Genomic DNA, 22,575 nt, shown 5'->3' with positions numbered 1-22,575 from the left:
TGCTATGCAGTGCGTGTGTCTGGCAAGGGGCGGCGGACGCATAACAGGAGTCGCAAGGATGAATTCCGTTTCGCAAGTGAAGCCCTCTTCTTCCGGCAAGCGCCGGCTTCTGGGGCTTTCGGCAGTTTCGCTGATGCTCGTCTCGCTCGCCGGGTGCGCCACGCCGTTCAAGGCCGACGTCAAGCGCTTCCAGGCGCAGTTGCCGGCACCCGCTGGCCAGACCTTCGCGGTCGTCGCCGACGATCCCAGGGATGCAGGCGGGCTCGAGTTCGCGCAGTATGCATCGCTGGTGGGCAAGCAGATGGAGAAGCTGGGCTATCAGCCCGCCGCTCCTGAAAATGCCGACCTGCTGGTCAAGTTCGACTACGGCATCGATGGCGGGCGTGATCGCGTGCGCTCCACCGGCTTTGCCGACCCGTTCTGGGGCGGTTGGGGTGGCTGGGGCGGCTGGGGCCCGGGTTATGGTCGAGGCTGGGGCCGCGCAGGCTTCTACGGCCGTGGCTGGGGCTGGGGGTGGAACGATCCGTTCTTCTTCGGCGGTCCCGGCTGGGGTAACAGCGTCGATGTCGTGACCGTCTACACCTCGGGCATGGACCTCAAGATCGATCGCCGCGCCGATGGCCAGCGCCTGTTTGAAGGCAAGGCTGAAGCAGCTTCGTCCTCGAATCGCCTGTCCTATGTCGTACCGAACCTCGTCGAGGCGATGTTTACCGACTTCCCCGGCAACAACGGGGAAACGGTGAGGATCTCGATCGCGCCGGAAAAGAAGACGGTGAAGAAGGTCAACTGACCTTTCCCGACGGACCGAATGCAAAAAGGCCTCGCAGCGATGCGGGGCCTTTCTGCTTGTGCGGCAGGCAGGGTGTTGTGCGTTTGCATCAGGTTTGCGCCATGCTGCGGACGATCGCGGATTGTTTGTGACAGCCCTTTGGGGATGCGCTATTCAGCCCGGGTAAACGTTGCCCGACGCGGCCTTGGGAGAGGATGCGACAACGTTCGCGCCGCGTCGGGCTTTACCATTTCGATCATTTTGCAGCGCCAATCGCCCGGCAATTTACTGCTGGTGCGGGATGTCGCGTTCGAGCTCGAGCAGCCCCTGCGGCAGGCGCAGGGAACGTGCCGCAATGCGCGTTTCCAGCAGAAGGTAGACCAGCGCGATCATCAGCAGGGCAATGGCGCCGAAGAAGGTGATGCCGGTGAGGTTGCGCAGTTCGAGGCCGGCCATTTCGCCGATGAACAGCGATCCCACGGTAACGCCGATGGCGAGTCCCGACACCACCAGCAGCAACAGCGCCCTGCCGATGAGGTGGATGCGGCGATCGACGTAACGGATCTCGATCACGACAAGATCGTGCTCCCGGCCCGTGGTCTCGGCGTGCTGGCTTTGCAGCGCGCGTGAGCGGTCGACGATGCGGCCCAGCCGCGTCGTCAGGATGTTCATGATGTTCCCGATCGCCACGAGGACGAACACCGGGGCCAGTGCCAGCTGTATGGTCTGGGCGATCACGCCGCTATGACCCGGATTCATGAAAAGTCTCGCTGCATCACCGCCTTGTCGCACGTTGCGCCGCGGGCGGGCAAGCCGGATACGAATTCGGCCGGGTTTGCGCTAGAACCACATCCTCACGCCGACGACGGCGCTGACCTGCGATGGACTTTCGCCTTCGAGCCGTGCCAGCCGGGCCGTTTCGCCCAGTTTGCGCTCCCAATGGACGCCGACATAGGGGGCGAATTCGCGGGCGAACTCGTAGCGCAGACGGGTGCCCAGTTCGATCTTCTCGATCCCCGCGCCGATGCCGAGTTCGGGCACGTCCTGCGCGGAGGCGTCGATCTCGATTGAAGGTTGCAGAATGAGGCGCTGGGTCAGGCGCATGTCGTGTTCCGCTTCAAGCCGGAAATGCACGTCGCCCTTGTTCGAGACGAAGGCGTGGGCGCCGACCTCGAACCAGTAGGGGGCAAGGCCTTCGAAGCCGACCACGCCGTAGGTCCGGTCCGGTCCGGCACCGAAATCCTGCCGCACGCCGAGTTCGAAGTTCCACCACGGATCGAGGGCGCGGCGCCAGGCGGCGCGGACTTCGCCGGTCTCGAGGGGTTCGCCGAACCCCCCTTCGCCTTCGGTTTCCACGGCCAGCCGGTCGATATCGCCGCCGATCCAGCCCATGGCCTGCCAGGCGTAGCCGTCCGTGCCATTGCGGGGGCGGTATTCGAAGCGGTCGAGGATCAGCGCGTTGCCGAAGAAGCGGCCTTCCTTCGAGAGATCGGCGCGGGCCTGGGCCATGCGCTGCTTGTCCCAGAAGGCATCGGCGGGATGGTCGGTCGGGACGGGCGGCGGGGGCGCGTTGCCGACTTCGCTGTCGGATACCGTTGGCATGGTGTGGCCCATGTGGGCCGAATGATCCATCGGCGTGCCCGCTTGAGGCGCATCGGGCGCGGTTTGCTGGTGCATGGAGTGATCCATGCCCTGCATTGCCGCCCCGTCAGCAGGCTGGTCGTTCATGGCGCCCATGTCGTGCCCGGAATGGTCCATGCCCTGCATCTGGCTCATGTCGTGGCCGGCGTGAGGGTCCTGCGCTTCCTGCGCGAGCGATGGCGTGGCGATCAGGGCTGCACCGGCGAGCAGAAGGCGCTTCATGCTGCGTCTCCCGCAGCGCGTACCGTGACGACGCGCATCATCCCGGCATGCATGTGCAGCAGCATGTGGCAATGGAAGGCCCAGTCGCCCTCGGCATCGGCCGTCAGGTCGAAGCTGGCCTTGCCGCCGGGCAGGACGTTGACGGTGTGCTTGCGCGGACGGTTGCCCGGTTCGCCCGTGACCAGTTCGAAGAAGTGGCCGTGCAGGTGGATCGGGTGCGGCATCATCGTGTGGTTGATGAGATTGACGCGAACCCGCTCGCCCGTGCGGAACGGGATCGGCTTGGCGCCATCGGAGATAGTCTCGCCGTCGATGGACCACATGTAGCGTTCCATGTTGGCCGTCAGGTTCACGTCGATCTGGCGCGAGGGCGTGCGCCGGTCAGGATTGGCATCGCGCGAGCGCAGATCGGCATAGGTCAGCACGCGATGGTCGACATCTTCGAGGCCGGTCGGCTTGTCGGCCAGGCGGTCTGCGGGCATCGGCGAGATCGTGGCGACGCCCGGCCCCGGCTTGACGCCCGGCGCGAGCGATAGATCGCGCATCTTCATCGAATGGCCGGCCATGCTTTCGTTGGCGGGCTGTGACAGGTCGATCTCGCCACCCGTCCCCATGTCCATTCCGCTCATGTCCATGCCCATGTCGCGCATGGTGAGCACCGGGCGGGCGCGGCGGGCAGGGATGGGACCGGCCATGCCGATCTGCGGCGCAAGCGTGGCGCGCACCAGCCCGGAGCGGTCGATCGCCTCGGCAATGATGCCGAAGGGGGCGGAGTCGGTCGGCTGGACGATGACGTCGTAGGTTTCGGCAATCGCGATCTGGAACTCATCCGTCTCGACCGGCTGGACGTTGCAGCCGTCGGCCGCGACGACAGTCATCGGCAGGCCGGGGATGCGGAAGTTGAAGTTGGTCATCGACGAGGCGTTGATGATGCGCAGCTTGACCCGTTCGCCGGGGCGGAACAGCGCGGTCCAGTTGGCGGCGGTATCGTGCCCGTTGATGACGAAGGCGTAGGTCGCGCCGGTGACGTCCGAGATGTCGGTCGCATCCATGCGCATCTTTGCCCATTCGAGCCGCTCCTTCAGGCTCTGGTCCTTGCCTTTCAGCAAGCCGCCGACGGTCTGCCGCTGCCAGTTGAAATAGCCGCCCATGGCCTTCAATTTGCGGAGCTGCTCGTGCGGGTTCATCGGGCTCCAGTCCGCCAGCATCAGCACGTATTCGCGGTCGAACGGGGCGGCGGTGTCAGGCTCGGCCGGGTCGATAACGATCGGGCCATAGAGCCCTTCGGCCTCCTGCATTCCCGAGTGCGAATGATACCAGAAGGTGCCCGAATGCACGATCGGGAACTCGTAGGTGAAAGTCTCGCCCGGATCGATTCCGGGGAACGACAGGCCGGGCACGCCATCCATCTGGAACGGCACGAGCAGCCCGTGCCAGTGGATCGAGCTCTGTTCGGCCAGCGCGTTGCTGACGGCGATGCGCACCTTCTGCCCCTCGCGCAGGCGGATGAGCGGGGCGGGGATCGAGCCGTTGACCGCGATGGCCGGGGCGGAACGGTCCCCCACCGCGAATCTGGCCGCGCCGATCGACAGGGCGATGCTCTCGCCCGAGAGGACGCCGCCGGTGTTGCGCCCGGCCATGGCGCCGCCTTCACGAGAATGACCACCGTGGCCCGATTGCGCCCAGGCAGGGACAAGCGGCGTTGCGGCGAGGGCACCGGCTCCGAGAAGCAGGTTGCGGCGGTTGAGATGGAGCATGTCGGTCATTACCTGCGATTACGCAGGAAGACGGGTTATCCCTCAAGCAGTTCCGACAATTTCTGCCGCGCCCGGTAGATCCGCGTCTCGACGGCCTTCTCGGTCAGGCCGAGCACGTCGGCAGCTTCGGCCATGCTCATCCCTTCGAGGCGGCACAGGATCAGCGGGTCCTTGAGATTGGCTGGAAGTGCAGCGATGGCAGCCGAGACGCGCGCCAGTTCGGCCTGCGAGATCGCTTGCGCCTCGGGATCGAGGTTCTGATCGGCAACATCGAAGGCATCTTCCAGGGGCCGCGCCATGCGGAAAAGCCGTCGCACCGCACGACGCCGCGCCCAGTCGCGGCACTTGTTGACGGCAATGCGCATCAGCCAGGCCCGAAACGGGCGTGCGGCGTCGAACTTCGCCAGCGAGGCAAAGGCGGCGATGAAGGCTTCCTGCGTTATGTCGAGTGCCTCGCCCTCGTCGCCGGCGTGGTGACGGGCGAGCCGGAACACGGCTTCGCGATGGCGTGCGAGCAGCGTTGCATAGGCGCTCTGCCGGCCCGCAAGCGCGCTTGCGACCAGTTGTGGGTCGCTTTCCCCTGGAGCGTCGCCCCCCGCCACTTGTTCAGCGGCGGTCGGGGGAAGGACGGTCGGGCGAAGTCAGGGCGCGGGCGATCTCGCGGTCGAAGATCGCCTGCTGATCGGGCTTGAGCACTGCACGCATGGCAAAGACATGGGCCAGTGTCGCCTTCTGCAGCTCGCCCATCGCCATGTGCGAGGCATCGACTGCGCCGGTCACCTTCGGGCCGATCTGGTGTTCGCTCTCGATCGCGCGGGCAAGGTCCGCGTTCGAGGCGCGCAGGCGATCGTCCAGCGTGCGACGCGTGTTCGCGAATTCCGCCTCGAGCCGGTCGATCTCCTGGTTCTGCTGCGCGGAGAGATCGAGTCGCTCGTGCATCAGCTGGTGGAGTTCGCTGCCGTGCTGCATCGGCATGAAGCCACGCGCAAAGTGGCTGGCGGCAAGGGCGACGGCGGCCGAGACCACCGCAACCACGACATAGCGCATGGCCGCGCCCATCAGTCCGCCAGCAGGTGCGAGGGCGCGCCCGAGGGTATGCCGAACAGGGGTTCTGCCTGTGCCGGAGCCGCGGGCGCGACGGAGCCGACGATCCCGACGACAGCGGCAATCGCCACGGCCATCACCATGCCGCGCCGTGCCGTGGCGCTCTCGCGCCTCCGGGTGAGTCCGCGCATCACTTCGTCATCGATGATGGAGAGCGAAGGCGGTGTCGCTTTGGCGGCAAGAGCGCCCAAGAGTTCGTCGATATCGGCCATTGCTGGCTGGTTTCCTTTTTCCACGCGATTCCCATTACGCGCGCCCGGGCCAAATCCCTCAAGACAAAATTTGCGCTATGGCTTGAGGGATGGTCCCACGCTCTGCGTATCACACTGCAGATCCCAACCCGAAAGGACTTTCCATGCGCCGTCTTGCGCTCCTTGCTGCTCCCGCCCTTGCCATGCTGGCCCTGCCCGGCGCAGCCTTTGCCCATCCCAAGCTCCTTTCGTCGAACCCGGCGCCGAACACCGCCGTGGCCAAGCCGACCAAGCTGACCCTGACGTTCTCCGAAGAGCTGGTCGGCCCGCTCTCGGGCATCGAACTGGTGATGACCGGCATGCCCGGCATGGCCAACCACGCGCCGATGCCGATCAAGGGCTTCAAGAGCGTTGCATCGGGCAAGGTCCTGACCGTTACCCTGCCGCGTGCGCTGCCTGCCGGCACCTACAACCTCAAGTGGCATGCCGTTGCCGGTGACCAGCACCGCATCGAGGGCCAGTACGCCTTCACGGTTCGCTGACAGGGCCCGGGGGCGTGGAAACGACTGGCCTTCTGGCCGCACGCGCAGCGGCGTATCTTGCGTTGCTGCTTGTGGCGGGCGTGCCCCTGCATGCGCTGGCAGCGGGGCAGGTGCTGGCTTTCCGCGCCCGCCTCGTGCTGGCCCTGCTGGCCATCGTCGCGGCCTTTGCCTCTGCATGGTGGGCGCTTGAAAGCGTTGCCGCCATGGCCGGCATCACTCTGGCCGAACTCGATCAGGCGACGGCAGAGGTCGTGCTGGCGCAGACGCCGCTGGGCAAGGTCATGGAGTGGCGGCTGACCGCGCTCGCCGCAGTGTTCCTCGCCTGCTTCGTGCCGTTGTGCGTGTTGCGCCTGCCGATCCTGGCGCTGGCGGGGAGCGTTGCGCTCGGCTCGGTGGCGTGGACCGGCCACGCTGGCGCCAGCGAAATGGCGCTTCACCGGGTATCGGACGTGGCGCACGTCCTTGCCGCAGCGACATGGATCGGCGCTCTGGCCGTGTTCGTCACTTCGGCTTTGTCGCGCGAGGGGGCAGATACTGGCGCACTCGCACGATTTGCCCGCACCGGGAGCGTGGTGGTGGCGGTCCTCATCCTGACCGGCCTGCTCAACACGCTGGCGATTGCCGGATGGCCGATGATGTTCGAGGCGCGCTGGTTCAGCATACTTGCGGTGAAGCTTGCGCTGTTCGCCGTCATGCTGGCGCTGGCTGCAGGCAACCGCTGGCGGATCGTCCCGGCGCTCGAACGAGGCGAGTCTGGCGCCACTGCGCGCCTGCGCCGTTCCCTTGTGCTGGAATTTGCGGCGGGTCTTGGCGTTGTCGGCGCAGTCGCCTTGCTTGGCGTGCTTGACCCTCTGGCTTGAGGCCAAATGGCAACAAAGAATTCCCGCAGGGACGCTTGACCGTACAAGCCAGTGGCTTAGCTCTCTTGCCGCTGCAACCTGTCAACGGGAGAGAGCCTATGTTCAGCCATGTCATGGTCGGCGCCGACGATATCGACGCTGCCAAGAAGTTCTACGATGCCACCTTCGCCGCGTTCGGTGGGCCAGAGGCGATCACGGACCCCAAGGGACGCCTGATCTACCAGCACAACGGCGGCCTTTTCATCGTGACCAAGCCGATCAATGGCGAGCCGGCCTGCGGCGCCAACGGTGGAACCATCGGTTTCCGCATGAATCCGGAACAGGCCAACGCCTGGCACGCCGCTGGCGTCGCGGCAGGTGGCACGGCTTGCGAAGACCCGCCGGGACCGCGTGAAGGCTCGCCCTATTACCTTGCCTATCTGCGTGATCCCGCCGGCAACAAGCTGTGCGCGCTGGACATCATCGCCTGATGACACTCGAAACGGTCTCGACATCGAAGGCGCACGGCGGAACGCTGGGTGTCTACAAGCATGAGTCCGCCTCGACGGGGACGGGGATGACCTTTTCGGTCTTCCTGCCCCCACAGGCGGTGGACGGAGCGAAGCTTCCGGTGCTGGTCTACCTCTCGGGGCTGACTTGCACCCACGCCAACGTCACCGACAAGGGCGAATACCGCAAGGCGTGCGCCGAACTCGGCATCGTTTTTGTCGCGCCCGATACCTCGCCGCGTGGCGAAGGCGTGGCCGACGATGCGGATGGGGCCTACGATTTCGGCCTTGGCGCGGGGTTCTATGTGAATGCCACGCAGGAGCCGTTCGCACAGCACTACCGCATGTGGGACTACATCGCCGAGGAACTGCCCGCCCTGCTGGGCGCGAACTTCCCGGTCGATCTGGATCGGATGGGCATCACCGGCCATTCCATGGGTGGGCACGGCGCGTTGACGCTGGGGCTGACCTACCCGGAGAAGTTCAAGTCGCTTTCGGCCTTCGCGCCCATCGTCGCGCCGGGGCAGGTGCCGTGGGGCCACAAGGCACTGGGCGGCTATCTGGGCGATGACCGTGCGGCATGGCGCAGCCATGATGCCGTGGCGCTGATCGAGGATGGCAAGCGGCCCGCAGGCGCGGTGCTGGTCGATCAGGGCGATGCCGACGGGTTTCTTGTGGAGCAGCTACGGCCCGAACTGCTGGACGCGGCGTGCAAGGCGGCTGGCGTTGACCTGACGCTGCGGCTGCAGCCGGGGTACGACCACAGCTACAACTTCATTTCCACGTTCATGGAAGACCACATCCGCTGGCATGCCGAGCGGTTGTAGCGTTTGGAAATCCCCCCCTTTGTCCTTCGGGAAAACGGGGAGGAGCTTTCTCTTACCGCACGTCCTTGGCCACGGCATCGAGCACGCCGTTGACGAATTTCGCCTCACGCTCTTCAAAGAAGGCGTGGGCGACATCGACGTATTCGGTGATGACCGTTGCCACCGGCACGTCCTTGCGGGCGAGCAGTTCATAGGAGCCGGCGCGCAGGATCTGCAGCATGGTCTTGTCGAGCCGGGCGAGCGACCAGCCCTTCGCCAGCTTGGACGAGAGCAGCAGGTCGATCTCGTTGCGGCGGGCGTCGACGCCTTTCACCACATCATCGAAGAAGGCGACGTCGGCCTTGAGGTATTCGACGTCCTCGATCTCCGCGCCCAGCCGGTGCTGGTGGAACTCGTCCAGCAGCAGGTGCAGCGCGGTCTTCTCCATGTCGACCTGGTAGAGCGCCTGCACCGCGGCAAGACGCGAGGCGGCGCGGGCCTTGCCCGAGATCGCGTTCACAGGCCCAGCCTCACTTCGATCGAACGGGCGTGGGCGGCAAGGCCCTCGGCTTCGGCAAGGGCGATGGCGGCGGGGCCAACGGCGGCAAGCGCGGCGTCAGTCGCCTCGATAAAGCTGGTGCGTTTCATGAAATCCAGAACGGAAAGGCCCGAGGAAAAGCGCGCGCGGCGCCCGGTGGGCAGGACGTGGTTCGGCCCGGCGACGTAATCGCCGACGGCTTCGGGGGTCATGCGGCCAAGGAAGACCGAGCCGGCATGACGGATCTTGTCGAACAGGGCTTGCGGATCGTCGGTCGCGATCTCGACGTGTTCGGCGGCAAGGGCGTTGGCGAGCGCGGGAGCTTCGTCAAGCGAGTCCACGACGATGATGACGCCGTAATCGTCCCAGCTGGCCTTGGCGACCTTGGCCGTTGGCAGCATGGCGATCTCGACGCCGACCATGTCCGCCACCTGATCGGCAAAGGCGGCATCGTCGGTAATGAGGATCGACTGCGCCACCGGGTCGTGCTCCGCCTGGCTGAGCAGGTCGGCGGCGATCCACTGCGGATCGTTCTTCGCGTCGGCAATCACAAGGATTTCGGATGGCCCTGCGACCATGTCGATACCGACCACGCCGAACAGCTGGCGCTTGGCTTCGGCTACCCAGGCGTTGCCGGGTCCGGTGATGACATCGACAGGTTTGATCCGGCCGGTGCCATAGGCGAGCGCGGCCACGGCCTGGGCCCCGCCCACGCGCCAGACCTCGTCGGCACCGGCAAGGTGGGCTGCGGCCAGAACCAGCGGGTTGGCCTCCCCCTTGGGCGTCGGCGTGACGACGACGAGCCGCTCGACGCCAGCGACCTTGGCCGGAATGGCGTTCATCAGCAGCGACGAGGGATAGGCTGCGCGGCCGCCGGGGACATAAAGCCCGGCGCCATCTACAGCGCTCCACCGTGCGCCGAGGCGCATGCCGCTGGCGTCGGTATAGTCGCGATTCTCCGGCAACTGGGCGCGGTGATAGTCGCGGATGCGCTGTGCGGCGAGTTCGAGCGCGGCGCGAAGATCGGGCTTCAGCGCGTCGAAGGCTTCGCGGCAGGCTTCGGGCGAAATGCGCCAGTCGTCATCTGCCGGAGCGTGGCCATCGAACTTGGCGGTGTATTCGGCGAGCGCTTCGTCGCCGCGAATGCGCACGTCATCGATGATCGTCTGCACGTCGCGCGCGACGTTCTCGTCGCTCTCGCGGCGGTCCTTGACGAGGCGGGCGAAGGCCTTGGCGAAGCCGGAATCGCTGGACTTGAGGCGCAGCATCAGGCGGCCTTCCTTGTGGCGACCATCTCGCGGAAAGCATCGACCAGTGCGCCGAGGCGGGCGCTGTCAGTCTTGAGCGCGGCCCGGTTGACGATCAGGCGGGCCGAGACGGGCAGGATCTGGCTGGTTTCGACCAAGCCATTCTCCTTGAGCGTCCGACCGGTCGACACCAGGTCGACAATGCGGCTGGCGAGGCCCAGCGAGGGGGCCAGCTCCATGGCGCCGTTGAGCTTGACGACTTCGGCCTGAACGCCAAGCTTTTCGAAATGCCGCCGCGTCAGGTTGGGGTACTTGGTCGCCACGCGGGCGTGGCTTTCGCGCGCGTTCGCGCCCGATTCCACCATGCTGACCGGCTCGGCCACCGAAAGGCGGCAGTGCCCGATGTCGAGATCAACCGGCGCATAGAGATCGGCATAGTCGAACTCGTCGATCACATCGGATCCCACCACGCCGGCATGCGCCGCGCCATGCGCGACGAAGGTCGCCACGTCGAAAGCGCGGACGCGAATGATCTTCACGTCGTCGCGGTTCGTGGCGAAGGAGAGTGCGCGCGAGGCCTTGTTAAAGAAATCGGCCTCGGGCACGATCCCGGCCTTCTCGAGCAGAGGCAGGGCCTCGTCGAGGATGCGACCCTTGGGCAGGGCGAAAACGAGCGGTGCGGCGGTGGACATAACCCGCCGCCCTTATGGCAGCACGGCGCAAAGGGCAACCGAATGAACCCGATCATGGAGATCGAACAGGTCGCAAAGGCCATAGAATGGCAGGCAGACCACGCCACGAACAATGGTGCACCCTGCACTGGCCGCGTGGTGCGGGCGCAATTGCGGCTGCTGGATCGCGAAACCGAGGTGGGCAGGCGAATCGCTGCGTGGCCGGGAAAGCCGCTGGAAGATGCGCTGCCATTGCGGCTGGCTGGCGGACATCACAATCTGGTGCTGACCGGCAAGGACATGCGGCTGGCGCCGGTCTATCGCGGCGAGGTGACCGATCAGGGGCAAGTCGATGCGCTGGTGGTGGCGGTGACCCGGGAGCATGATGCGGAGCTTTTGCCGTGGCTGGATGGACCCCCGCAGACCAATGAGGCTGGGCGGTCGGCCTCGATCATGGCGGCGCTGCTGTGGCTTTCGGTCCGCATTGGCCCGCGCTTCGAGCTGAACGAGCTGGGCGCAAGCGCTGGCGTCAACACGATGATGGAGCGCTTCTTCTTCGACCTTGGCGGGATGACCACTGGCCCCGCGGATTCGCCGATGCGGATCGTGCCGGAATGGCGGGGGGCCCCGCCGCCGCGGGCCGGGGTCGAGATCGTCGGCATCAGGGGATGCGATCGCGCGCCGATGAACCTGGCCGATCCGGAACAGGCGCTGCGGCTGAAGTCCTATGTCTGGGCTGAGGTGACCGAGCGGATAGGGCGGATCGATGCGGCGATTGCGCTTGCGGCCCAGCGGGCGCCGGACGTGGTGCAGATGGATGCGGGCGACTTCGTGGCCGAGCGGCTGGCGGCACCGCAGGAGGAAGACACCACGCGCGTGATCTTCCATTCCATCGTCTGGCAATATCTGCCGGCCGAAACCCGGGCGCGGATCGAGGCGCTGATGGCGCAGGCGGGCGCGAACGCCGATGCCTCGCGGCGGCTGGCATGGGTCATGCTGGAAACCAACCGCCAGACCTTCCGGCATGAATTGACCGTGCGCCATTGGCCCGGCGGAGAGGAGCCTGCCTTGCTCGGCACCGCCCATGCCCATGGCGCCTGGGTGGAGTGGCTGCCCTAAGGTCTACGTCGCGAAACGATCGCTGCGCGCAAGGGTTGAGCGAGGATGCGCCGCTCTTTTCTCCGCACTGTCGTCGTCCTGTTGATCATCGGTTCGGCGGGGCTGGCGGGGCGTGAATGGGTGCAACGGCATCCCGAGCATAACCCATGGGCGCCGCTGGCATTGGCCGATCCACCGGGCTGGGCGACAGCGATGAAGCTGCAGACGTTGCGGAGTGACCGAGCGGTGTGCAGCAGGTTTCTGGACAGCAGCGGAATCATGGCCGAGGCCCTGCCGCCTGCTGGCGAAGGGCAATGCCTGCGGCATGACCGGCAGGTTCTGCAAGGTCTGGCACAGGCGAAAGTGAAGCTGGCACCGGGCGGAGCGCAGGCAACCTGCGCGATCGATGCGGGGCTGGCCCTGTGGCTGCAGCATGGCATCCAGCCCGCGGCGCAGCGGCTGCTTGGCAGCGCTGTTGCATCGGTCGAGCATTTCGGCACCAGCAACTGCCGTAGGATTGGTGGCGGGCAGCAAGGGACGTGGAGCGAGCACGCGACCGGCAACGCCATCGATGTGAGCGCGTTCGTGCTGGAGGACGGACGCCGCGTTTCAGTGCTCAAGGACTGGGGAGCGGGCGACGAGAAAGCGGCGTTCCTCCGGGCCGTGCGCGATGCGGCGTGCCTCAGCTTCTCTACCGTGCTGTCCCCCGATTACAACGCCGCCCATGCCGACCACCTGCACCTCGACCAGGCGCAGCGCGCTGGCGGCTGGGCGGCTTGCCGTTAGGCTTCAGCCAAGAAACCTGTCGAGCGCGGCGTTCACCGTTTCCGGTGCTTCCCATGGCACGAAATGCCCGCAATCGTGCACCGGCTCTACGGTGAGATTGGTGACGAGCTTGTCCATGCCATCCAGGTTGCACGGCGGCAGGGCCATGTCGTCCATCGCCCAGATCACCAGCGTTGGTATCTGCAGCGGCGGGACGGGAGTGTCCTGATAGCCTTCAGGCAGTCCGAACGGAGCGTCCATCGGGGGGACGGCCATTTGGCTGGCGCGATACCAGTTGAGCATGGCGATTGCGGCATCAGGGTTCGACCAGTCCTTGAACAGGGCGGCGCGCTCTTCCTCTTCCATTACCGGTGAGCGGTTCCAGTTGAGCGCCTTCATCAACAGCGCCCCGAGGCCATGTTCGCGCACCATGGCATCGTTTGCAGTATCACGGAAGGCGCGCATGTACTGGCTGGCCTCGCGCTGCTGGCGGTCGGTCCAGAGCAGGCGCGGGAAGATCACCGGATGCGGGGCATTGGCGATGACCGCGCGGGTGACGCGTGTCCCCTGGCCGAGCAGCGCAACGCCCCAGGCGATCGCGCCGCCCCAATCATGGCCGAGGATCGTGAACTGCTGCACGCCCAATGCATCGGCAAGCTGGAACACGTCTCCGATCAGCTTGTCCGGGGTGTAGTTCTCCACGCCCTCGGGCTTGGACGAGCCGCGATAGCCCCGCTGGTCGGGCGCGATGCAGCGGAAGCGGGAGGAGAGGTGGGCGATCTGGTGGCGCCAGGTGCGGTGGCTTTCGGGGAAGCCGTGGAGAAAGATCAGGGCCGGTGCATCGCGGGGACCCACATCCAGCACATCGAGTTCGATCCCGCTGGCAAGTTTCACGCGCTGAAGTGGCGTTGCAGGGGCAAGTGCAGTCATTCCGGCGCTCCTTCGTCCATCTTTTGCGCATAGCCTGCTGCGACGACTGCGGCCATGCGGTCGTGCAGCGCATCAGGTGTGCGGCGCAGTTCGCCGATTTCCTTTTCCATGCCTTCGCCCATGATGATCTCACGCTCGTCCGCAGCAATGGCATCGAGCATCATTCCTGCAGCTACATCCGGGTCGAGCCCGCGCTCAATGACCGCATCGCTGACCCCGCGTCGCGATCCGTCGGCAGTCATGGCGTTGCGCGAAACGTCGGTGCGGATCGAGCCGGGCGCGATCACATGGACCTTGATGCCAAGTCCGGCGACCTCGGCGCGCAGCGCATCGGAATAGCCGAACAGGCCGAACTTGGCCGCGCTGTAACCGGTGCGCAGCGGCGAGCCGACCTTGCCGGCAATGCTCGAGACCATGACGATCCGCCCGGACTTGCGCTCAGCCATGCGCGGCAGGAGGGCCTGCGTCAACGCGATGGGCGCAAGCAGATCAACCGCGACAATGCGTTCATAGACGGGGAAGGCAGTGTCTATAGCCAGTGAGCGCTGCGAGATGCCGGCATTGTTGACCAGCATGTCGACGCGGCCCTTCCAGCCCCATGCCTGATCGGCCGCGCGGGCAGCGGCGGCATAGTCAGTCGCTTCGAATGGCAGGACGAGGGCGCTGCCGCACTGTTCTGCGACTTCGCCAAGCGCGGCTTCATTCCGGCCGGACAGGATCAGATGCGCGCCTTGCGCAGCAAGGGCCCGTGACAATGCTGCGCCAATGCCGGACGACGCCCCGGTAATCCACGTGACCTGCCCTGCGAATGCCATCGGCCTGCTCTCCTTCGTCGGGCCTTAATCGACCCGTTAAAGGCATCGTGTCAGGCTTTTGCAAAGGAGGGAAGGGGGTGAATTCCTTCCGGCCGTGCGTCGTTTTCAAGCCACCCGCAGCATCGGGGCCATGCGATCTGCGGTGGTATCGAATTGGCTGGTGCGGAACCTGCTGACCAGCTGGCGCAGTTCCTCTGCCGCTCTTGCGAGCTGGTGGGCCGCTGCGTTGCTTTCCTCGACCATTGCAGCGTTCTGCTGCGTAAGGGTGTCGAGGTTCGCAAAGGAACCGGTGACGCGCGCGAGCTCTGCCGATTGGCGTACCGCAGAATCGGCAATTTCCGAAACCGAGCCGCTGACCTGCGAGACGCGGCTGACGATATCGTCGAGCACCGTTCCGGTCCGGCCGACAAGGCTGACGCCTTGGGCGACCTGTTCGCTCGACGTCTGGATCAGATTGCGGATGCTGCTCGCCGCTTCGGCGGAGCGCTGCGCCAGCGCGCGGACTTCTGTCGCGACTACTGCGAAACCCTTGCCGGCATCGCCAGCGCGCGCTGCTTCGACACCGGCGTTGAGGGCGAGCAGGTTCGTCTGGAAGGCGATGCCATCGATCAGGGAGATGATCTGTCCGATTTCATTGGAGGACCGTTCGATCTCGTTCATCGCGGCAACCGCACTCGATACGACCGCGCCGCCCGTTTCGGCAAACTGCTGGGCTTCGCCAATGGCTTCCCGGGTGTTGCCTGCGTTTCTGGCGGTCTGATCGATCTCGGCTACGAGTTCGCGCGTGACCGAGGTGTTCTGTTCGAGGGCGCTCGCCTGTTGCTCGGTCCGGCGCGCGAGGTCGTCCGACGCCCCGCGGATCTCGGAAGAGCCACGGGCAATGTGGTTGGTGGTGGACGATACGGCGCCGACCAGCCGGTCCAGATCGCTCGTCGCGGCGTTGAAGCTGTTCTTGAGCTTGATGTAGGCTGGCGGAAAATCGACTTCGATCTTGGTGCTGAGATCGCCGCCGGCCAGCTCTTCGAGCCGCTGCTCGACGGCTGCGATTACCAGTCTCTGTTCGTCGGCGATACGCTGCCGCTCGGCGGCGGCAGCCGCCTCCATGGCAAGCTTGTGCGCCTCGGCTTCTGCCTGGGCAATGATCAGGCGCTGCAATTGAACGCTCAGGAACACCAGCGCGGCAGTTTCGGCAACGACGACGACCGCGTGCAGGATTACCCGCAGAATGTCGCCGCCATTGTTGTAGACCAGTTCAGGCGCGACAAGATTGCCAAGCAGGTGGTGGACTGCCGTCAATGCCGCACCGGTGACGATGGGACGCCAGTCTGCGAGAACGACGATGATCGCAAGGCAGGCGAAGAAGACCATGTGCAGGTCGACCATCCAGGCCGATCCGGCCCACTGGTAGAGCAGGATCATCGGGAAAGTCATTATGCCCGCGGCGACAGCACAGCGCTGTGTGGCATCGCCGTCCGGGCTTCTGGCGACGAAAGTGGTGAGGCCTGCCGCGACGGCCGCGACAATCGGGGGGATTATGCCCGATCCAGCCCAGATCGCTCCAACGCATATGATCAGGGCGCCGATCATCGATGTGAAGGCGAGTGCCCGCAGACCGTTTGCGCGAAGTGCCTGCAATTGTTCCATGGCCGTTCAACTTCCTGGTGTGGGACTGCACAGCCCCAGTGGGACCGCAATGGCGATCGTGCCGTGTCGCAATGCTGCGTAGAACGCTCCGTCGGGAGCATGATCGATGATCAACCCGCCAAGCGGTGTCGTGCCGACGATCCGGCCTCCCCGCTCCGTCGCCCATTTAACGTAGGACGCCGACCCGGATGGCAGGAGTGAAAGCACGGCAAGCGCCGAACCCTGCCTTGGTGCAAGTGCGGTGGCGAGGAGAAGGACGCCTGCAAATCCCAGCAGCGCAAGGCTGCCGGACTGGCTGGTTTCTCGCGGATGCGCCTCTGTCCTCATAAGCTTGCGATAACGAAAGATTATTTCTGGTTGCCTAGGACGTGCTCCGGGAAAATGCGTGGGTCGGACGCAGGATTTATGAACGGATTGATAGAACGGAGGGCTTCGCGCGCTTGGGCTATGTCTTCACGGGTGATCGAATCTCTGCCCGGTTGATGTGGCGGCGGCTGGAGCTTACGAGGCTGATCACCTTGGGGCGCTCTGGCGTGTACCGGGCCGGTCGTCGGGATATCGAAGCACAGTGAACTATCGCCATTCCTTTCATGCGGGCAACAGCGCCGACGTGGTGAAGCACAGCCTGCTGATTGCCTTGGTCCGTGCCCTCCAGCAAAAGCCGGGCGCGTTGACGCTGATCGATACCCATGCCGGTTGCGGGTTGTATGACCTTCGTGGGGATCATGCGCAGCGCACCGGGGAGGCCGCGCAGGGCGTGGAGCGTGTCTTTGCCGGCGCGAACCCTCTGCTAGACGACTACCGCGCCGCGGTGCGGGCGGTGAATGCCGGGCCTGAGCCGCTGCTCTATCCCGGCTCGCCGCGGATTCTGGCGCAGCTTCTCCGTCCGCAAGACCTGTTGATCATCAACGAAAAGCATCCCGAGGACGCCTATGCCCTGCGCGGGGCAATGCGCGGCACGCATGCTGCCGTGCATGAGCGCGATGCCTACGAGTTCTGGCTGGCGATGCTGCCGACCCGGACCCCGCGAGGGCTGGTGGTGGTCGACCCGCCCTACGAGCAGACCGACGAACGCGCACGGATCACCAAGACCCTCGCTGCCGCGCACCGCAAGTGGGCTCATGGCGTGACGGTAATCTGGTATCCGCTGAAGGACCGGTCTGCGCACGTGCACTGGAAGGAAAAGCTGCGCAGGCTGGGCATCCCGAAGCTGCTGAACGTGGAGCACTGGCTTTACGATGCCGACCAGCCCGGCATCTATAACGGCGCAGGGCTGTTCATCGTGAATCCGCCCTATGCCTTTACGCAAGGCCTGGCGCCGATGCTGGAAGCCCTTCGCGCCGCGCTGGCGCCGGAGGGGCATCGGGGCACGCTGGGCGCGGAGTGGTTGAGCTGACGACTACGGATAGCTCACCGTCGTCGCCACCTTGGGCAGGGGTATGAATTCTTCCTCGTCGCCCGGAACCTTGGGGAAGCGGCCGTCCTGCCAGTCGGCCTTGGCCTGGTTGATGCGCTCGCGGCTGGAGCTGACGAAGTTCCACCAGACGTGGCGTTTGGTGGCAAAGGCTTCGCCGCCCATCAGCATGACGCGGCCGCCGGTTTCGGACTGCAGTCTGAGCACGGCGCCGGGTGCGAGGACGACGAGGTCGTAGAGGGCCAGCGGCAAGCCGTCGACCTGCGCTTCGCCGCCAACGAGCATGACGGCGCGTTCGTCGGCCTCGGCGTCGATCGGCAGGGCGCCGCCCGGCGCCAGCAGGATTTCGGCGTAGATCGTGGCGGCGTGCTGGGTGGTCGGCGCGGTCTGGCCCCAGAGCGTGCCCATGATCACGCGGGCGCTGACGCAGACGTCCTCGACGAGCGGCAGGGCGGTGACCTGTTCGAAGGCGGGGGCGATCTCTTCCTTGCCATCGGGCAGGGCGAGCCAGGTCTGCATGCCATAAAGGTGCGGGCCGCCGGGGCGCTCTGTCTCCGGCGAACGCTCGGAATGAACGATGCCGGTGCCGGCGGTCATCAGGTTGACTTGCCCCGGGCGGATCGTGGCGAAGGAGCCGAGGCTGTCACGATGGTCGATTGCGCCTTCAAACAGCCAGGTGACGGTGGCGAGGTTGATGTGCGGGTGGGGGCGCACGTCCATCGCGGTGCCGGCAGGCAGGTGGGCGGGGCCGAACTGGTCGACGAAGATGAACGGACCCACCATGGTCCGTTGGCGCGAAGGAATGGCGCGGCGGACTTCGAACGCGCCGAGATCATGGGCGACGGGGGTGATGGTCTGGATGATCGGATCAGTCATGCGTCCGCCTCGAGGTCAAGCAGTTCGAGCAGATTCACCGGGAACACCGGTTCATGCCAGTTTGCCAGTTCTTCGCGGGTAAACCAGCGAAATTCCTTGATTAGTTCGCGCTCAATGGCGGTGTGGCCCGAGGTGTCCGGGGTGAAGCCTTGCGTGCGGACGCGGAAGAAGCGTTCGTCCGAAGTGATCGGTTCGCCTTCGAGTGTGAGGTAATCGTCGGCGCGGGCGGCGACTTCGGGGCCGCAGTGGTCAACGACGAGGCCGGTTTCCTCGTAAAGCTCGCGCACCGCCGCAATGGCGAAGTCCTCGCCCGGATCGCATTCGCCCCCGACGCCACACCAGAACGGGCGGCGGTCTGCCGGGGCGAAGCGGATGAGGAGCAGGCGGTCTTGCTCGTCGAGCAGGAGGATGCGGGCAGCGCGGCGGATGCGGCGCGGAGTTTCACTCACCGGGAGCCTTGGCCTTGATGGCGAGAGCATGGACGCGCTGGCCGGGCAAGTCGCCCAGTGCCTTGTTGACCATGCGCTGGCGGCTGAGGCGCGACTGGCCGGTAAAGGCGGCGCTTTCGATCTCTACCGTGAAGTGCGATTCGCCGGTGCCATCATCGCCCATGTGGCCCGAGTGGCTGGCACTGTCGTTGATGACAGCGAGATGGGTGGGGGAGAGGGCTTCGGTCAGAAGCCGTTCGATTTCCTGTGCGATTGGTCCGGTCATGGCTTTTCTTCTAGCGTCTTCATCGCCATGTGGACAGCACATGCGAAATGACAAGTTCCACGGTCGCGTCCAGGGTACGGGGCGTATCTGCAATGCCCCCGGCTGCGACGAGCCGGGCGAGTTCCGCGCGCCGGGCGTGCGCTCATCCGGGTTCGACGGACCGGGCGATTATCGCTGGTTCTGCCTCGAACACGTGCGGCAGTTCAATTCGGGATATGATTTCTTTGCCGGAATGACGCCGGAGGAAATCCTGAAGGCGCAATCGCCGCTGGCCGGTTGGGAGCGCGAGACCCGGGCGTTCCGGCCCGACGCCGGGATCGACCAGGCGCCGCGCTGGGCGGACTTTGCCGATCCGCTCGAGGCCATTGCCCAGCGCGCCAAGGCGCGGCGGGCCGATCACCAGAAGGCGGCCGATGCGGCGCGGCGCGGGATCAGTCCGGACGAGCGCAAGGCCTATGACGCGCTGCATCTGGCCTATGACGCCGATCGGCGGCAGTTGCGGCAGAGCTATTCCGAGCTGGTGCGCAAGTATCACCCGGACCGCAACGGCGGCGACCGGACCTTCGAAGGGCGGCTGCAGGAAGTGGTCGAGGCCTACAACCTGCTCAAAGGCAGTGCGCTGTTCGCCTGATTTCCGGGCGCTGCATGACATTTCTCGCGCCAGTGTGGTGACGTCTCGCACAGACTTTTCATAGGAAATTTCCTATGCGCTCCATGCCAACAGCACATGGAGGCACGGACATGGCTTACGTCATCAAGAACGGAATCCTCAACGACAACTCCAATCCCGTAAGACAGATCAGATCGCGCAACACCGGCGGCGCCTTTCCGGCACCGCCCGGAATCGTGGTAATGCACTTTACCGCAGGCGGATCTGCCGCCTCGTCGGCCAACTGGTTCGCTTCGCGGGAAAACACAAATTCATCGGCACACGTGGTCGTCGACCGGGATGGCTCGATCATCCAATGCGTCAACTTCAACGACGTGGCGTGGCATGCGGGCAAGTCGAGCTGGCGCGGTCTCGCCGGGCTGAACAAGCATTCCATCGGCATAGAGATCGCCAACTGGGGGGCGCTGCGGGGCGGCGCCAATGGCTGGTACAACGCGGCCGGGCAGAAGGTCGACAATGTGGTGATGGCGGTCCATCGCAACGGCAATCCCGATGGATCGCGCACGCCGATCGGCTGGGAGGCCTATCCGGCAGCGCAGTTCGAGGCCGTGGTCGCCCTCGTGCGGGCGCTGCGCGAAGTCTATCCGATTGCGGAGATCGTCGGGCATGACGATATCGCCCCGGTGCGCAAGTCCGATCCCGGCCCGGCGTTCGACATGGTCCGCTTCCGCCAGCGGGCATTGGGCGGGCGCGACCAGGACGGCGCGAACGTGGGCGTGGTCCGCTCGCCCGGCGGGCTCAACCTGCGCAGCGGTCCGGGCACGAACTTCGCCGTGGTCCAGTTGCTGGCTGACGGCAGCAAGGTCATGCCGATGGGCGTGAACGGATCGTGGATCGAGGTCACCACTCTCGATGCGGCGGGCAAGCCCAGCAAGACCGGTTGGGTGCACAGCCACTATCTTGATCTGGACTGAGGCCAGAAAGGAAGCGGGCGCCTGAAACGAAACGGGGCTCCCGAAGGAGCCCCGCAGCGTTTTCAGCAGTGGTACCTGCGATCAGGCGGTTACCGGCGCCGCATCGCGGACCGACTGGTCAACGTGTTCGGCGAACTGCTGGAAGTTGTCGACGAACTTGCGCACGAGTTCCTGCGCGGTCTTGTCGTATTCCTCGGCATCGGCCCATGCCCCGCGCGGATCGAGCAGCTTCGTGTCGACGCCCGGAACCTCGACCGGCACTTCGAAGCCGAAGTTCGGGTCCTTCTTGAAGGTGGCGTTGTTCAGGCTGCCATCGAGCGCGGCGTTGAGCAGGGCGCGGGTGGCCTTGATCGGCATGCGCTTGATGCCTTCCTGCGTGGCCTTGCCGCCCGACCAGCCGGTGTTGACCAGCCAGCACTTCACGCCGCCCTTGGCAATGCGTTCCTTGAGCAGGTTGCCATAGACCGACGGGTGGCGCGGCATGAACGGCGCGCCGAAGCAGGTGCTGAAGGTGGCTTCCGGCTCGGTCACGCCGATCTCGGTGCCGGCGACGCGGGCGGTGTAGCCCGAGAGGAAGTGATACATCGCCTGATCGGGCGTGAGGCGCGCGATCGGAGGCAGGACGCCATAGGCATCGGCGGTGAGGAAGATCAGGTTGGCCGGAACCGGGCCGAGGTTCTTCTCCGAGCAGTTCGGGATGAAGTCGATCGGGTAGGAACCGCGGCTGTTTTCGGCGAGGCGATTGTCGTCGAGGTCGATCGTGCGGGTGACGGGATCGATCACGACGTTTTCGAGCACGGTGCCGAAGCGCTTGGTGGTGGCGAAGATTTCCGGTTCGGCTTCGGCCGAGAGGCGGATCATCTTGGCGTAGCAGCCGCCTTCGAAGTTGAACACGGCGGTGTCGGACCAGCCATGCTCGTCATCGCCGATGAGCGTGCGCGAAGCATCGGCCGACAGCGTGGTCTTGCCGGTGCCGGACAGGCCGAAGAACACGGCAGTCTTGCCATCAGGACCGACGTTGGCCGAGCAGTGCATCGGCATGACGCCCTTGGTCGGCAGCAGGTAATTGAGGATGCCGAACACCGACTTCTTCATTTCACCCGCATAGGCGGTGCCGCCGATCAGGATCAGCTTCTCGGTGAAGTTGACCGCGATCACGGTTTCGCTGCGGCTGCCATGGCGTTCCGGATCAGCACGGAAGCTCGGCAGGTCGATGATGGTGTATTCCGGCACGAACGAGGCCAGCTCGTCAGTGGTCGGGCGGACCAGCAGGGTGCGGATGAAAAGGTTGTGCCAGGCGAATTCGTTGATGACGCGGACGTTGACGCGGTGTTCGGGCTGCGAGCCGCCGAACAGATCGGCCACGTAGAGGCGGTCCTTTTCACCCAGGGCCTTGATGAAATCGGCCTTGAGCGCGGCGAAGTGCTCCGGCGTCATGGGCACGTTGGTCTTGCCCCACCACACGGTGTTCTCGGTCTCGGCGTCGCGGACGATGAACTTGTCCTTGGCGGATCGGCCGGTGTGCTTGCCGGTCTCGACCACGAGCGGACCATCGACGCAGAGCAGGCCTTCACCGTTGCGGACGGCGTGTTCGACCAGAGGCGCGGTGCCGAGGTTGGCGAACAGCTCTGCCGGTTCGGGATAGCCCTGGCTGGCGAGGGACACGTTCAGGCTGGTATCGGACACTTGGGGCCTCCCGTTGGTGGCGCTTTGGACAGAGATTTGCCCGCTTGCGCACGGATTGCGAATACGAATGCGCTGATTCTCGACCTGCGCATAGTCACCTGCGTTTGCTGCGTCAAATGACACGCGGCAACGAAGTTTTTTTGCGCATCAGGTTGCGTTCCATGCAACTGGGAATGCTGCAGTGCAGCGGCATTTGCGCTTGAAGTTGCAAGC

At 65.3% G+C, this 22,575-nt stretch carries 27 protein-coding genes; 10 read left to right on the top strand and 17 right to left on the bottom strand.

Annotation, left to right across the window (positions count from 1 at the left end):
• The first annotated feature begins 58 nt into the window (after positions 1-58).
• Positions 59-790: a DUF4136 domain-containing protein gene (locus tag AC1Q5P_RS18115; RefSeq protein ID WP_052241932.1), complete on the top strand. Its 732-nt coding sequence runs from the start codon at positions 59-61 to the stop codon at positions 788-790.
• 264 nt (positions 791-1,054) lie between these two features.
• Here AC1Q5P_RS18115 and AC1Q5P_RS18110 read toward each other — a convergent pair whose 3' ends face one another.
• From AC1Q5P_RS18110 to AC1Q5P_RS18085, 6 genes are all read right to left on the bottom strand, one after another.
• A complete protein-coding gene (locus AC1Q5P_RS18110; RefSeq protein ID WP_197423594.1) occupies positions 1,055-1,528 on the bottom strand; it encodes a DUF2721 domain-containing protein in 474 nt (157 codons plus the stop codon).
• A gap of 81 nt (positions 1,529-1,609) precedes the next feature.
• The gene (locus tag AC1Q5P_RS18105) at positions 1,610-2,632 is read right to left on the bottom strand and encodes a copper resistance protein B (protein ID WP_492519675.1); all 1,023 of its coding nucleotides are present in this window, start codon (positions 2,630-2,632) and stop codon (positions 1,610-1,612) included.
• The gene (locus tag AC1Q5P_RS18100) at positions 2,629-4,398 is read right to left on the bottom strand and encodes a copper resistance system multicopper oxidase (RefSeq protein ID WP_492519674.1); all 1,770 of its coding nucleotides are present in this window, start codon (positions 4,396-4,398) and stop codon (positions 2,629-2,631) included. Before AC1Q5P_RS18100 ends, AC1Q5P_RS18105 begins: the two co-directional genes overlap by 4 nt.
• Positions 4,399-4,424: 26 nt before the next feature.
• Complete coding sequence (locus AC1Q5P_RS18095) at positions 4,425-4,991, bottom strand: RNA polymerase sigma factor (protein ID WP_052241933.1); 567 nt, start codon at positions 4,989-4,991, stop codon at positions 4,425-4,427.
• Positions 4,992-4,995: 4 nt separating this feature from the next.
• Positions 4,996-5,448 carry a Spy/CpxP family protein refolding chaperone gene (locus tag AC1Q5P_RS18090; RefSeq protein WP_052241936.1) on the bottom strand — a complete coding sequence of 151 codons (453 nt, stop codon included), beginning with the start codon at positions 5,446-5,448 and terminating at the stop codon, positions 4,996-4,998.
• Positions 5,448-5,705 (bottom strand): hypothetical protein, encoded by a 258-nt coding sequence (locus tag AC1Q5P_RS18085; protein ID WP_492519673.1) that lies wholly within the window; start codon positions 5,703-5,705, stop codon positions 5,448-5,450. Before AC1Q5P_RS18085 ends, AC1Q5P_RS18090 begins: the two co-directional genes overlap by 1 nt.
• Before the next feature lie 143 nt (positions 5,706-5,848).
• On the opposite strand from AC1Q5P_RS18085, the gene copC reads away from it, so the two are divergent.
• The 4 genes from copC (at position 5,849) to fghA (ending at position 8,401) form a co-directional block, all read left to right on the top strand.
• Complete coding sequence (gene copC, locus AC1Q5P_RS18080) at positions 5,849-6,226, top strand: copper homeostasis periplasmic binding protein CopC (protein ID WP_062343729.1); 378 nt, start codon at positions 5,849-5,851, stop codon at positions 6,224-6,226.
• A gap of 14 nt (positions 6,227-6,240) precedes the next feature.
• Positions 6,241-7,086: a copper homeostasis membrane protein CopD gene (gene copD, locus AC1Q5P_RS18075; protein WP_492519672.1), complete on the top strand. Its 846-nt coding sequence runs from the start codon at positions 6,241-6,243 to the stop codon at positions 7,084-7,086.
• A 98-nt stretch (positions 7,087-7,184) separates the two neighbouring features.
• Positions 7,185-7,556 (top strand): VOC family protein, encoded by a 372-nt coding sequence (locus AC1Q5P_RS18070; protein WP_118073045.1) that lies wholly within the window; start codon positions 7,185-7,187, stop codon positions 7,554-7,556.
• Positions 7,556-8,401: an S-formylglutathione hydrolase gene (gene fghA / locus AC1Q5P_RS18065; protein ID WP_039331539.1), complete on the top strand. Its 846-nt coding sequence runs from the start codon at positions 7,556-7,558 to the stop codon at positions 8,399-8,401. The genes AC1Q5P_RS18070 and fghA overlap by 1 nt, the downstream gene beginning before the upstream one ends.
• A 52-nt stretch (positions 8,402-8,453) precedes the next feature.
• Here the strand turns inward: fghA and nusB are convergent, their stop codons facing one another.
• Genes nusB through hisG form a run of 3 tightly spaced genes read right to left on the bottom strand, consistent with a single transcriptional unit; the run spans position 8,454 to position 10,857 of the window.
• Positions 8,454-8,900 carry a transcription antitermination factor NusB gene (gene nusB, locus AC1Q5P_RS18060; RefSeq protein WP_039331541.1) on the bottom strand — a complete coding sequence of 149 codons (447 nt, stop codon included), beginning with the start codon at positions 8,898-8,900 and terminating at the stop codon, positions 8,454-8,456.
• Positions 8,897-10,186, bottom strand: a complete 1,290-nt coding sequence (gene hisD, locus AC1Q5P_RS18055; protein ID WP_492476931.1) for a histidinol dehydrogenase — start codon at positions 10,184-10,186, stop codon at positions 8,897-8,899. Before hisD ends, nusB begins: the two co-directional genes overlap by 4 nt.
• Entirely contained in the window at positions 10,186-10,857 is a 672-nt protein-coding gene (gene hisG / locus AC1Q5P_RS18050) for an ATP phosphoribosyltransferase (RefSeq protein ID WP_039331545.1), read from the bottom strand. Before hisG ends, hisD begins: the two co-directional genes overlap by 1 nt.
• A gap of 42 nt (positions 10,858-10,899) precedes the next feature.
• On the opposite strand from hisG, the gene AC1Q5P_RS18045 reads away from it, so the two are divergent.
• Both AC1Q5P_RS18045 and AC1Q5P_RS18040 read left to right on the top strand, forming a co-directional pair.
• On the top strand, positions 10,900-11,955 hold the full coding sequence (locus AC1Q5P_RS18045; RefSeq protein WP_492519671.1) for a DUF2332 domain-containing protein: 1,056 nt from the start codon (positions 10,900-10,902) through the stop codon (positions 11,953-11,955).
• Positions 11,956-12,000: 45 nt separating this feature from the next.
• Positions 12,001-12,720: an extensin-like domain-containing protein gene (locus AC1Q5P_RS18040; protein ID WP_492519670.1), complete on the top strand. Its 720-nt coding sequence runs from the start codon at positions 12,001-12,003 to the stop codon at positions 12,718-12,720.
• Between the two features lie 3 nt (positions 12,721-12,723).
• On the opposite strand, the gene AC1Q5P_RS18035 is transcribed toward AC1Q5P_RS18040, so the two are convergent.
• The 4 genes from AC1Q5P_RS18035 to AC1Q5P_RS18020 all read right to left on the bottom strand — a co-directional run bounded on the left by AC1Q5P_RS18035 (position 12,724) and on the right by AC1Q5P_RS18020 (position 16,415).
• Positions 12,724-13,629 (bottom strand): alpha/beta fold hydrolase, encoded by a 906-nt coding sequence (locus AC1Q5P_RS18035; protein ID WP_492519669.1) that lies wholly within the window; start codon positions 13,627-13,629, stop codon positions 12,724-12,726.
• A complete protein-coding gene (locus AC1Q5P_RS18030) occupies positions 13,626-14,444 on the bottom strand; it encodes an SDR family NAD(P)-dependent oxidoreductase (RefSeq protein WP_492519668.1) in 819 nt (272 codons plus the stop codon). The genes AC1Q5P_RS18035 and AC1Q5P_RS18030 overlap by 4 nt, the downstream gene beginning before the upstream one ends.
• A gap of 105 nt (positions 14,445-14,549) precedes the next feature.
• Entirely contained in the window at positions 14,550-16,088 is a 1,539-nt protein-coding gene (locus AC1Q5P_RS18025; RefSeq protein ID WP_193827204.1) for a methyl-accepting chemotaxis protein, read from the bottom strand.
• A gap of 6 nt (positions 16,089-16,094) precedes the next feature.
• Entirely contained in the window at positions 16,095-16,415 is a 321-nt protein-coding gene (locus tag AC1Q5P_RS18020) for a hypothetical protein (protein WP_193827203.1), read from the bottom strand.
• Positions 16,416-16,656: 241 nt separating this feature from the next.
• On the opposite strand from AC1Q5P_RS18020, the gene AC1Q5P_RS18015 reads away from it, so the two are divergent.
• The gene (locus tag AC1Q5P_RS18015) at positions 16,657-17,484 is read left to right on the top strand and encodes a 23S rRNA (adenine(2030)-N(6))-methyltransferase RlmJ (RefSeq protein ID WP_492519667.1); all 828 of its coding nucleotides are present in this window, start codon (positions 16,657-16,659) and stop codon (positions 17,482-17,484) included.
• A 3-nt stretch (positions 17,485-17,487) separates the two neighbouring features.
• Here AC1Q5P_RS18015 and AC1Q5P_RS18010 read toward each other — a convergent pair whose 3' ends face one another.
• The 3 genes from AC1Q5P_RS18010 to AC1Q5P_RS18000 are packed head-to-tail and all read right to left on the bottom strand — an operon-like array spanning position 17,488 to position 19,092.
• Positions 17,488-18,378, bottom strand: coding sequence for a pirin family protein (locus AC1Q5P_RS18010; RefSeq protein ID WP_492519666.1), 891 nt, complete (start codon positions 18,376-18,378; stop codon positions 17,488-17,490).
• Positions 18,375-18,827: an NUDIX hydrolase gene (locus AC1Q5P_RS18005; protein ID WP_039331567.1), complete on the bottom strand. Its 453-nt coding sequence runs from the start codon at positions 18,825-18,827 to the stop codon at positions 18,375-18,377. Before AC1Q5P_RS18005 ends, AC1Q5P_RS18010 begins: the two co-directional genes overlap by 4 nt.
• Positions 18,820-19,092, bottom strand: a complete 273-nt coding sequence (locus tag AC1Q5P_RS18000; protein WP_156135697.1) for a BolA family protein — start codon at positions 19,090-19,092, stop codon at positions 18,820-18,822. The genes AC1Q5P_RS18005 and AC1Q5P_RS18000 overlap by 8 nt, the downstream gene beginning before the upstream one ends.
• Before the next feature lie 40 nt (positions 19,093-19,132).
• Here AC1Q5P_RS18000 and AC1Q5P_RS17995 point away from each other — a divergent pair, with 40 nt between their 5' ends.
• Together AC1Q5P_RS17995 and AC1Q5P_RS17990 are read left to right on the top strand one after the other, a co-directional pair.
• A complete protein-coding gene (locus AC1Q5P_RS17995) occupies positions 19,133-19,723 on the top strand; it encodes a J domain-containing protein (RefSeq protein WP_062343718.1) in 591 nt (196 codons plus the stop codon).
• Positions 19,724-19,833: 110 nt separating this feature from the next.
• Positions 19,834-20,676 (top strand): N-acetylmuramoyl-L-alanine amidase, encoded by an 843-nt coding sequence (locus AC1Q5P_RS17990; RefSeq protein ID WP_492519665.1) that lies wholly within the window; start codon positions 19,834-19,836, stop codon positions 20,674-20,676.
• A gap of 81 nt (positions 20,677-20,757) precedes the next feature.
• Here AC1Q5P_RS17990 and AC1Q5P_RS17985 read toward each other — a convergent pair whose 3' ends face one another.
• Entirely contained in the window at positions 20,758-22,362 is a 1,605-nt protein-coding gene (locus AC1Q5P_RS17985; RefSeq protein ID WP_492519664.1) for a phosphoenolpyruvate carboxykinase, read from the bottom strand.
• Positions 22,363-22,575: the final 213 nt, after the last annotated feature.

This window comes from Novosphingobium sp. GW835-FHT14H07, assembly GCF_058793515.1.
This window is presented reverse-complemented; position numbering and strand designations above follow the sequence as displayed.

Excerpts from the sequence above, each read along its gene's own strand:
- AC1Q5P_RS18115 (WP_052241932.1), top strand. The coding sequence starts at position 59 with ATGAATTCCGTTTCGCAAGTGAAGCCCTCTTCTTCCGGCAAGCGCCGG.
- AC1Q5P_RS18110 (WP_197423594.1), bottom strand. The coding sequence starts at position 1,528 with ATGAATCCGGGTCATAGCGGCGTGATCGCCCAGACCATACAGCTGGCA.
- AC1Q5P_RS18105 (WP_492519675.1), bottom strand. The coding sequence starts at position 2,632 with ATGAAGCGCCTTCTGCTCGCCGGTGCAGCCCTGATCGCCACGCCATCG.
- AC1Q5P_RS18100 (WP_492519674.1), bottom strand. The coding sequence starts at position 4,398 with ATGACCGACATGCTCCATCTCAACCGCCGCAACCTGCTTCTCGGAGCC.
- AC1Q5P_RS18090 (WP_052241936.1), bottom strand. The coding sequence starts at position 5,448 with ATGGGCGCGGCCATGCGCTATGTCGTGGTTGCGGTGGTCTCGGCCGCC.
- AC1Q5P_RS18085 (WP_492519673.1), bottom strand. The coding sequence starts at position 5,705 with ATGGCCGATATCGACGAACTCTTGGGCGCTCTTGCCGCCAAAGCGACA.
- copC (WP_062343729.1), top strand. The coding sequence starts at position 5,849 with ATGCGCCGTCTTGCGCTCCTTGCTGCTCCCGCCCTTGCCATGCTGGCC.
- AC1Q5P_RS18070 (WP_118073045.1), top strand. The coding sequence starts at position 7,185 with ATGTTCAGCCATGTCATGGTCGGCGCCGACGATATCGACGCTGCCAAG.
- fghA (WP_039331539.1), top strand. The coding sequence starts at position 7,556 with ATGACACTCGAAACGGTCTCGACATCGAAGGCGCACGGCGGAACGCTG.
- hisD (WP_492476931.1), bottom strand. The coding sequence starts at position 10,186 with ATGCTGCGCCTCAAGTCCAGCGATTCCGGCTTCGCCAAGGCCTTCGCC.
- hisG (WP_039331545.1), bottom strand. The coding sequence starts at position 10,857 with ATGTCCACCGCCGCACCGCTCGTTTTCGCCCTGCCCAAGGGTCGCATC.
- AC1Q5P_RS18045 (WP_492519671.1), top strand. The coding sequence starts at position 10,900 with ATGAACCCGATCATGGAGATCGAACAGGTCGCAAAGGCCATAGAATGG.
- AC1Q5P_RS18040 (WP_492519670.1), top strand. The coding sequence starts at position 12,001 with ATGCGCCGCTCTTTTCTCCGCACTGTCGTCGTCCTGTTGATCATCGGT.
- AC1Q5P_RS18035 (WP_492519669.1), bottom strand. The coding sequence starts at position 13,629 with ATGACTGCACTTGCCCCTGCAACGCCACTTCAGCGCGTGAAACTTGCC.
- AC1Q5P_RS18030 (WP_492519668.1), bottom strand. The coding sequence starts at position 14,444 with ATGGCATTCGCAGGGCAGGTCACGTGGATTACCGGGGCGTCGTCCGGC.
- AC1Q5P_RS18025 (WP_193827204.1), bottom strand. The coding sequence starts at position 16,088 with ATGGAACAATTGCAGGCACTTCGCGCAAACGGTCTGCGGGCACTCGCC.
- AC1Q5P_RS18020 (WP_193827203.1), bottom strand. The coding sequence starts at position 16,415 with ATGAGGACAGAGGCGCATCCGCGAGAAACCAGCCAGTCCGGCAGCCTT.
- AC1Q5P_RS18010 (WP_492519666.1), bottom strand. The coding sequence starts at position 18,378 with ATGACTGATCCGATCATCCAGACCATCACCCCCGTCGCCCATGATCTC.
- AC1Q5P_RS18000 (WP_156135697.1), bottom strand. The coding sequence starts at position 19,092 with ATGACCGGACCAATCGCACAGGAAATCGAACGGCTTCTGACCGAAGCC.
- AC1Q5P_RS17995 (WP_062343718.1), top strand. The coding sequence starts at position 19,133 with ATGCGAAATGACAAGTTCCACGGTCGCGTCCAGGGTACGGGGCGTATC.
- AC1Q5P_RS17990 (WP_492519665.1), top strand. The coding sequence starts at position 19,834 with ATGGCTTACGTCATCAAGAACGGAATCCTCAACGACAACTCCAATCCC.